This is a genomic window from Haladaptatus sp. (genome assembly GCF_049589095.1).
Classification (GTDB): Archaea; Halobacteriota; Halobacteria; order Halobacteriales; family Haladaptataceae; genus Haladaptatus.
The window spans coordinates 1-8,043 of the sequence record NZ_JBAWAC010000185.1 but is presented as its reverse complement, the minus strand read 5'-3'; the positions used below and the strand labels follow the sequence as shown (position 1 = coordinate 8,043).

Here is an 8,043-nt window from a genome sequence, read left to right as displayed (position 1 = left end):
TCTCAGCGTCGGGCTCGGATACGTTCTCCATCCGTCGGGTGACGTGGAGACGTTCTACTCAATCGTGGCAGTCGGCGTTCCGGTCATCCTCGGCGCGCTCTTTCCGGACGTGGACACCGCCTTCGGCAAACACCGGAAAACGCTCCACAACCTCCCGATCCTCGCGCTGTTTTACTTCTTCCCGATGGTGTTCGGTAACCTGCAATACGTCTGGATCGGCGTCCTAACCCACTACGCCCTCGACATGCTCGGGAGCAAACGCGGTCTGGCGCTGTTTTACCCGTACGAACGCGAGTTCGGCGCGCCGTTCGGCGTCTCGGTTTCCAGTAGCTACGCCGCGATGGTCACGCTCGCAGTGACGGTGTTCGAACTCGTCGTCGCTGCTGTGATCGTCAACGGTCAATTCCTCATCGACACGGGGATGACCGCAGTCGGCCTTCAATAGCGCTCGAAAAACGACCGTTCAGTACACACTTCTGTCGTCGAACTTCCCGCCGTACGTTTCGTGGTCGGGATGCGTGGCTTCCATGCCCGAGAGGACGAGGCGATCGATCTTTTTCCACGAGTTCTCGTACCCGAGGTGTGAGAACTCCAGTCGGCGACGGAGTTCGTGGCTCCGTCCCGTCCGATGGAGGACCCGCGTCGTGTTCCCCGCCCGAAGCCGTTCGACGAGTTCGTCCTCGGTTTCGATGTCCTCACCGAACGCCGTCCACACTTCCCCGATGGTTCCACGGAGATGTGCGTACGACGACCCGAACGCGGGCTTTCCGGTGTTCTTGACGATCTCCTTTGCTCGGCGGTTGTGTCGGTCCCAGTGTTTGGGGTTGTAGGTTTCCACGGCGTGGATGACGTCGGCGTGAACGCGGATGTCCGCCTCCGTGACGCCCACACTGAGAAATTCCGGATGAGGAATCAGGACGGCTGCGTCTTGTCTATCGAACTCCTCCATCGCTGCCGTGAGCGAGATGAAGTCGGGGACGGGGTCGTCCAATCCGATCGCCAGGACGTGTTTTCGGTTCCGCCACGTTCCGGTGAACACCTCGCGAGCGGGGACGACGAGCAACTCGTCGTCGGAGAATTTTTCCGCACGTTGACGAATTTCGGGGAGCCGCATGAAATGTGGCGCGTACACCAGCGCGTCGAGGCCGCGTTCTTTCGCCCGTCTGACGACCTTTTCGTCCAGCACTTTGACGTGCATGTCCACCCTGAATCCGTCGCGGTCGGTCACGAAAGGATATTTCGGCGGTCGAACGATAGTGGTTCTGGTTTCGGTATCATATGCTTGATCGAACGAACGATAGTGATGAGTTCTCCCCGCGTCGGTTTCCGGGTTCGTCGGTGCGTCGTCCTCGAAATAGTGGGACTCTCGGGAGGACGTACAATCGAGTCGTTCTCGGCGAGCCGAACGACCTTCGGATGACGAGCAAGAAACAATTATATCATGGGAATTAGAGAATCAACACATGAGCGCTTGGGAATGTGACATCGACGGCTGTGGGGAACGGTTCGCCAGCGTCGAGGACGCCATCGTCCATCAGACGACCGAGCACGAACGACGGGAGTGCAAAGTCTGCGGGACGGTCGTCCCGGACGGATACCTCGCCATCCGCCACGCCTTCGACGAACACTCCCGGGCCGAGTACGTCCGCGCCTACGATGCCGATTCGAGCGACGTACGCTCGCGCGAGCGCGTCCGCGACGAAATCGAGGAGTCCGCCGACCTCAAGCAAGTCGTCTCCCGACTCGACGAGGGGAACGCGAGCGAACTGCTCTGAGGAGGTAACAAACTATTTTGAGGCGGGTGCGCAATCCTTGCCACACGGAGGTCATGATATGGACACACTTGCGGACGTAGACGAAATCGTCCACGAACCGTCACGGGAGTTCGTGGAATCCACGAACGTCTGGGAATTCATGCAGGAACACGACATCGATGACTACGACGAACTCATCGAGCGCACCTGTACGGATGGCTCGGAAGACGCGTCTTCCGGCGTCGATTGGTTCTGGGACGAACTGGTGGACTACCTCGACATCGACTTTTACGAGGAGTACGACACGGTTCGTGACGACAGCGAGGGACCACAGTTCTCGGACTGGTACCCCGGCGGCACAATCAACATCGCGCACAACACCCTCGATCGATACGCGCGAGTCGATAGCCCGACCCGGAACAAAGTCGCCTGCATCTGGGAGGGAGAGCCGGGTGACGTTCGGGAGATCACCTATCACGAACTGTACCGCGAGGCGAACATGGTCGCCAACGCGCTCGAAGCGCGCGGCATCGAGAAAGGCGACACCGTCGGCCTGTACATGCCGATGGTTCCCGAGGTCATCTCCATCCTCTACGGCTGTTTCAAAGTCGGCGCGATCGCGGTGCCGATCTTCTCCGGGTTCGGAACCGACGCCACTGCGACCCGCATCGATGATTCCGAATGTTCCGTGCTGTTCACCGGCGACGGCTTCTACCGCCGTGGTAGCGAGGTCGTTCTGAAGGACACCGCCGACGAGGCCATCGCGGAAGCGGGCCACGTCGAGCACACCATCGTCTACGAGCGACTGGGCAGCGAGGAACACAGTGCCTCGGAACTCGAGGTTCCCTGGAACGACGACCGCGACGAACGGTGGGACGAAGCCGTCCTCGAACAGGACGACGAGTACGAGACGAAGGAACTCGATTCGAGCGACGAGTCGATGCTGCTGTACTCGTCGGGGACGACGGGGAAACCGAAGGGCATCGTCCACACGCACGCCGGGCAGTTGATGCAGTGTGCGAAGGAGATCTACTTCGGCTTCGATCACAAGGACGCTGATCGATTCTTCTGGGTTTCGGACATCGGGTGGATGATGGGTCCGTGGACGCTCATCGGTAACCACGCCTTCGGCGGCACGATATTCATGTACGAAGGGGCACCGGACTACCCCGAACCCGACCGATTCTGGGACATGATCGACCGCCACGGCCTGACCGTCTTCGGCATCTCGCCGACCGCGATTCGCGCGCTTCGAGGGTACGGCGACGAGTGGTTGGACGACTACGACCTCTCATCGCTGCGCTTGCTCGGTTCGACCGGCGAACCGTGGGACCCGGAATCGTGGCTGTGGTTCTACGAGAACGTCGGCGGGAGCAGTGCCCCCATCATCAACATCTCCGGCGGCACCGAAATCTGTGGTTGCTTCCTGATGCCCATGCCAACCCAGCCGCTCAAACCCTGTACGCTCGGCGGGCCGGGTCTCGGTATGGACATCGACATCGTGAACGCGAAGGGCGAATCTATCGCCGACGCGCACGAACGCGGCTACCTCGTTGCCCGCGACTCCTGTCCGTCGATGACGAAGTCGCTCTGGTCGGGTGATGAACGCTATCTGGACACCTATTGGTCGCGGTTCGACGACCTGTGGAACCACGGCGACTGGGCACAGAAGGACGAGGACGGTTTCTGGTTCCTCCACGGGCGCTCGGACGACGCCATCAACGTGGCCGGTCGGAAGGTCGGTCCCGCGGAAGTCGAGGGCGCGCTGATGGACCACGACGCGGTGAATCAGGCCGCCGCCGTCGGCGTTCCGGACGACACGACCGGACAGGCCGTCGTCGCCTACGTCATCCTCGAATCCGGTGTCGAAGGCTCCGACGACCTGCGTGCCGAACTCCGCGAACAGGTCGGTGAGGAGCTCGGCAAACCGTTCCGTCCCCGAGAGGTCCTCTTCGTGGACGAGTTCCCGAAAACGCAGTCCGGGAAAATCATCCGCCGGGCAATCGAGGCGGCCTACACGGGCGAGGACTTGGGTGACATGTCCAGCATCGAGAACCCCGACGCGCTCGACAGGCTCGAAGAAGCGAACTGATCCCCTTTTCGGGCGCAGGTTCTGTTTCGGTGATCGGATGGATGGTGGTGATTCGGCGGATAGTCGATGATCGGATGGACGTCGCTCTTGGGTGGACTGACGCCGCTTGACGGTTCGATGGATGGACGCGAATCGATATCATACCAGCTTCTGAATATGTGGACATGCATCGGCCCCCGATACGCGCTCGACTGGCGGCGTCCACGGACCGACTGTACGGAAGGGTCGGCGGAGCCGGCACGTCCTTCGACTGCTGTGATACGACGTTTCGAATCGGTGCTGACGGCGTCCGTGCGACCTCCGCCTGTAAGCGTGCGAAGGAATCGGCGCTTCGATTGGAGCGGGAACTGGACGCATTCGACGAATCGAGTTACATCGCCGAGCTGAATCGAACGGGGAGCGTCACGAACGGTCACGTCGCGCGAATCGTTCGCCGTGGATTGGAGTACTACGACCGAACTGACGGCGTCTTCGACATCCGTCACGGTGCCGTCGAACACGAGGTGAAAGCGTACGTTCGGGGAGAGGATCCGACAGCGCCGGACCCGACGTTCGATCCGTCGTCCGTGACGGTCGATGGGGACACCGTGCGGACCGACGGACCGCTCGATTGTAACGGGCTCGCCAAAGGCTATATCGTGGACCGAGCACAGGAGACGCTTTCGGGCGTCGGCCGACGCGGATTCGTGGACGGCGGCGGCGACATCGCACGGCCGACCGGACCGGTCGGTATCGAGAGCCCGGACGATGTCGGGACGTTCCTCCGCGTCCTCTCGACGGAGTGGAACGTCGCCACATCGGGCGGCTATCGACGCAACCGCGACGGTATCGAGCACATCTACAACCCGAACGAGAAGCGAACCCGGTCACGAAACGATCTCGTGACGGTCGTCGCGCGTCGGGACTGCATGGAAGCCGACGCCCTCGCCACCACGCTCGCCGCGCTTCGGCCGGGCGAGGCGATTCGTTTGGCGGAGGGATGGGAGGGTGCGGAGGCGCTTGTCATCCGACAGGGCGTTTTTCACGAAACGGAGGGATTCGATGGACACGTCCGCTAAGCGTCGTCGGACGCTGATCGCGCTGCTGGTGGTGGTCGCCTCGCTCGTCTTCGCGTCGGGGGTTATGGCGTATCGAACGACCCATCAAAAGGAGACGCAGGCGAAACCGACCGTCCACTACACGCCGCCAACGACCGATCATCACCGGACTGGAACGAGTTCCGGGACTAGGACCGGGACCAGGACCGGAACCGGGACAGGGACGACGACCCAACAACGCGACGACGACCGGGACGGTGTCCCGAACAGCGCCGACAAATGTCCGTATAAGGCCGGGCGCGGTCAGGGCAACGATTTGGGTTGTCCCGTCGTGACGACGACCCACGCATCATGAACGGGTTCGTCACGCTCACGCTGTGGTATCTCGACCGTGCATCGGCGCTGGTGCTCTTTCCGGCACTCTGGCTGACCGTGTTGACGGGCATCTTCTTCACCGCCCGAGGGTTCGGCTTGATACACCGACTTTCCCGTCGAATACACATCGAACTCGCCGTCTTCGGCATCGGCATGATGGCGGTTCACGCCATCGTCGGAACCGTCGATGCGTGGTTGGTCGTCGATGGGAGCGCACCCGCGCCGAACTACCCGCTCTCGCTGTTCCTCGCTGGTGTCGGTGTCGGAGCCGTCTCGCTGGTGGTGCTCGTCCTCGCCACACTGGGCTTTCTCGAACCGCGGCGGTTCGACAATCCGGGGGCGGTTCACGCCCTCGCATACGGTGGATTCGCGTTCGGAATCATCCACGCAGTCGCCATTGGAAGCGATATGACCGGCCTCCTCGGTCAACTCGTTGTCGGGTCCGTGGTCTTCGTGATACTCGCGCTGGCCTTGAAGCTCCTCGAAGGAACGAGCCTCGTCAACCCAACCGGGTAAACGACGAACTCAGTACACGTCCCACAGGTCGAGGACTTTGTCGAGCAGCCGGTCGCGTAAACTCGCCTGATAGGTCGCATAGAGGCGCATCACCCGGTCGCGGTCCCGAAGCGAATACAGCACGGTACGCCCGTCGCGTTCCTTTTCCACGATTCCTTCCTCGTGAAGTCGGGAGAGGTGCCACGAGACGGTCGAACGGGACTTCTCGACACGGTCGCTCAACGTCGCGGTGCTGAGTTCGTCCTCCGACGCGAGTTGGGCGATGATTCGCCGCGAGTACTTCCGTCGGAGGGCGTTCATCGTCGTTTTGTCCCCCGATTCGAACGAGTGGGCAGGATAGTAACGGGTGAAGTTCCCGTCGTCGGAGGACTCGACCAACCCCTCGTCTTCGAGCCACCGGAGATGGTACTGAATCGTCCCCTGCGCGTACTCGTGTCGGCGGAGTAACTCACGGAAATGAATCCCCGGCGTCGCGTGAATCTCGCCGAAGATGGCCCGCCGTGAGTCGAGTTCGAGTTCGTCCATTTCACTCCCGCACTATCGCCACGAAGAACAGCAGGAGGCCGAACAGGACGAACAGGGACGAGAGATGATCGACGAGTTCGGGCTGTACGCCGGTAAAGACCGTTTCCTCGAAGACGACCGCCAGTCCACGGCAGGCGAACAGGCCGTAGGCGACGGTGACGACGGCCAACCGCCGCTCGCGCTCGCGCCGCCACGTCAGGTACGTCAAGGACCCCAATCCCACACTAACGAGCAGTATTCCGAGACTAACGACCAACTCTATCTCGTCCGCGCGTATCGCCATGAGCTACCGAGTGCGATTCGACGGCCAGGGCAAAAGCGTTCTCGTACAACCGTCTAACGGTGACGAGCGACGCGAGCCCCCACTCCCACACGGACTACTCGAACAGCTTCTCCTCGCGGTCGATAGCGTCGATTCGCGCGATATCCTCGGCATCGAGGGAGATCTCCCCCGCCGCCAAGTTCTCTCGCAGATGGTGGTCGCTCCCCGACCGTGGAATGGGGACCGCCCCCTTCTCGACGACCCACGCGAGCGCAACTTGTGCCGCGGTCGCGTCGTGTTTCTCGGCGAGATTCGCCATTACCGGCAGGTCGAACACCTCGCCTTGTGCGATCGGCGAGTACGCGACGAGGGTGGTGTCGTGTGCCGCCGCATCCGCGAGGAGTTCCGACTGCTCGTAAAGCGGATGCATCTCGACCTGATGGGCGACTATCGGCGCGTCGAGCACGTCGCGGGCGGCCTCGATCTCCTCAGCGCCGAAGTTGCTGACCCCGACGTGTTCGATACGGCCGTCATCCCGAAGTCGATCGAAGGCCGGAAGCGTTTCTTCCGGGTCGTAGGTCTCTATCGGGCGATGGACGTAGAGCAGATCGACCGTATCGAGACCGAGTTTGTCGAGGCTCTCCTCGGTGCTCGACAGCACGTCGCCGGGGGCGAGGCTATCAGCCCAGACTTTGGTGGCGACGAACAAGTCGGAGCGCGGGACGTCGGCGAGTTCGATGGCCTCGCCGACGACCGCCTCGTTGTCGTAAATCTGTGCCGTATCGAGGTGGCGATACCCCATCTCGATGGCGTTGGCGATTTGCTCCGGATCGTCGATTCCCATCGTGCCGAGACCGATGGCCGAACCGTCGTCGATGTCCGTCGTGGTCATGGTCGGGATTCGTGGAGAGGGGTCCTAATCTATGTGGTTGCGGAAGTCGAAGAAACGAGGATTACAGCGAAATCTCGATGATCACAGCGGAACGTCGTCCAGCGTGATCGCAGACGATTCGGGCGCGTTCGATGCGCCCGAATCGTCGTCCACGACCGCGAAATCTGCCGTCCGTTCGGTATCGAGGACGCACTCCCCGCCGACGAGGAGCGGCGCGACGAGTCCGGCGGCTATCGTCCGCGGGTCCGACAACGGTGCACGAACCGCGACCGAATCTGACGGGTCGAGTCCCCATTCGTCGGCCACCGCGGTTCCGGCGTCGAGCAACTCGGCGTGGGACACTTCACGCGCTCCCGTGAGTGCGGGCGTATCGGACGAAAGCGGCGTCTCGGGAAAGACCGGATTTTCGCTCCACACGTCGGTTTCGAAGTGCGAGACGGTCGGATCGGCGGGGGCATCGCCGTAGGCGACGTACTGTCCACCCGGAGGAAGTTCGTACTCGCCAACCGCCTCGGTCGGTGCGAGCAGGACACGCGCGTCGATGTCGTTCGGCGGGTCGAACCGCACGCTCGCGCCGAGCAGAACGCTAC

The 8,043-nt window shown here is 62.0% G+C and carries 11 protein-coding genes; 6 read left to right on the top strand and 5 right to left on the bottom strand.

Translation table 11 applies throughout. The features are described from left to right. A partial coding sequence (locus WBV42_RS06250; RefSeq protein ID WP_423985260.1) for a metal-dependent hydrolase occupies positions 1–445 on the top strand: 445 nt, incomplete at its 5' end. A gap of 18 nt (positions 446–463) precedes the next feature. On the opposite strand, the gene WBV42_RS06245 is transcribed toward WBV42_RS06250, so the two are convergent. After that, a complete protein-coding gene (locus WBV42_RS06245) occupies positions 464–1,198 on the bottom strand; it encodes a PHP-associated domain-containing protein (protein ID WP_423985261.1) in 735 nt (244 codons plus the stop codon). Between the two features lie 265 nt (positions 1,199–1,463). On the opposite strand from WBV42_RS06245, the gene WBV42_RS06240 reads away from it, so the two are divergent. The 5 genes from WBV42_RS06240 (at position 1,464) to WBV42_RS06220 (ending at position 5,774) form a co-directional block, all read left to right on the top strand. After that, on the top strand, positions 1,464–1,775 hold the full coding sequence (locus WBV42_RS06240; protein ID WP_253228232.1) for a DUF7565 family protein: 312 nt from the start codon (positions 1,464–1,466) through the stop codon (positions 1,773–1,775). Positions 1,776–1,833: 58 nt separating this feature from the next. Further along, a complete protein-coding gene (locus tag WBV42_RS06235) occupies positions 1,834–3,846 on the top strand; it encodes an AMP-binding protein (RefSeq protein ID WP_423985259.1) in 2,013 nt (670 codons plus the stop codon). Between the two features lie 164 nt (positions 3,847–4,010). Continuing rightward, positions 4,011–4,904, top strand: coding sequence for an FAD:protein FMN transferase (locus WBV42_RS06230; RefSeq protein WP_423985258.1), 894 nt, complete (start codon positions 4,011–4,013; stop codon positions 4,902–4,904). Beyond that, a complete protein-coding gene (locus tag WBV42_RS06225; RefSeq protein WP_423985257.1) occupies positions 4,888–5,238 on the top strand; it encodes a thrombospondin type 3 repeat-containing protein in 351 nt (116 codons plus the stop codon). Before WBV42_RS06230 ends, WBV42_RS06225 begins: the two co-directional genes overlap by 17 nt. Next, a complete protein-coding gene (locus WBV42_RS06220; protein ID WP_423985256.1) occupies positions 5,235–5,774 on the top strand; it encodes a hypothetical protein in 540 nt (179 codons plus the stop codon). Before WBV42_RS06225 ends, WBV42_RS06220 begins: the two co-directional genes overlap by 4 nt. A 9-nt stretch (positions 5,775–5,783) precedes the next feature. Here the strand turns inward: WBV42_RS06220 and WBV42_RS06215 are convergent, their stop codons facing one another. The 4 genes from WBV42_RS06215 to WBV42_RS06200 form a co-directional block, all read right to left on the bottom strand. Then, positions 5,784–6,299: a winged helix-turn-helix transcriptional regulator gene (locus tag WBV42_RS06215; RefSeq protein WP_423985255.1), complete on the bottom strand. Its 516-nt coding sequence runs from the start codon at positions 6,297–6,299 to the stop codon at positions 5,784–5,786. 1 nt (position 6,300) lies between these two features. Continuing rightward, on the bottom strand, positions 6,301–6,582 hold the full coding sequence (locus WBV42_RS06210; protein ID WP_423985254.1) for a hypothetical protein: 282 nt from the start codon (positions 6,580–6,582) through the stop codon (positions 6,301–6,303). Between the two features lie 94 nt (positions 6,583–6,676). Continuing rightward, entirely contained in the window at positions 6,677–7,453 is a 777-nt protein-coding gene (locus WBV42_RS06205; protein WP_423985253.1) for an aldo/keto reductase, read from the bottom strand. 81 nt (positions 7,454–7,534) lie between these two features. After that, positions 7,535–8,043 (bottom strand): hypothetical protein (locus WBV42_RS06200; RefSeq protein ID WP_423985252.1); only part of this gene is annotated, 509 nt, incomplete at its 5' end.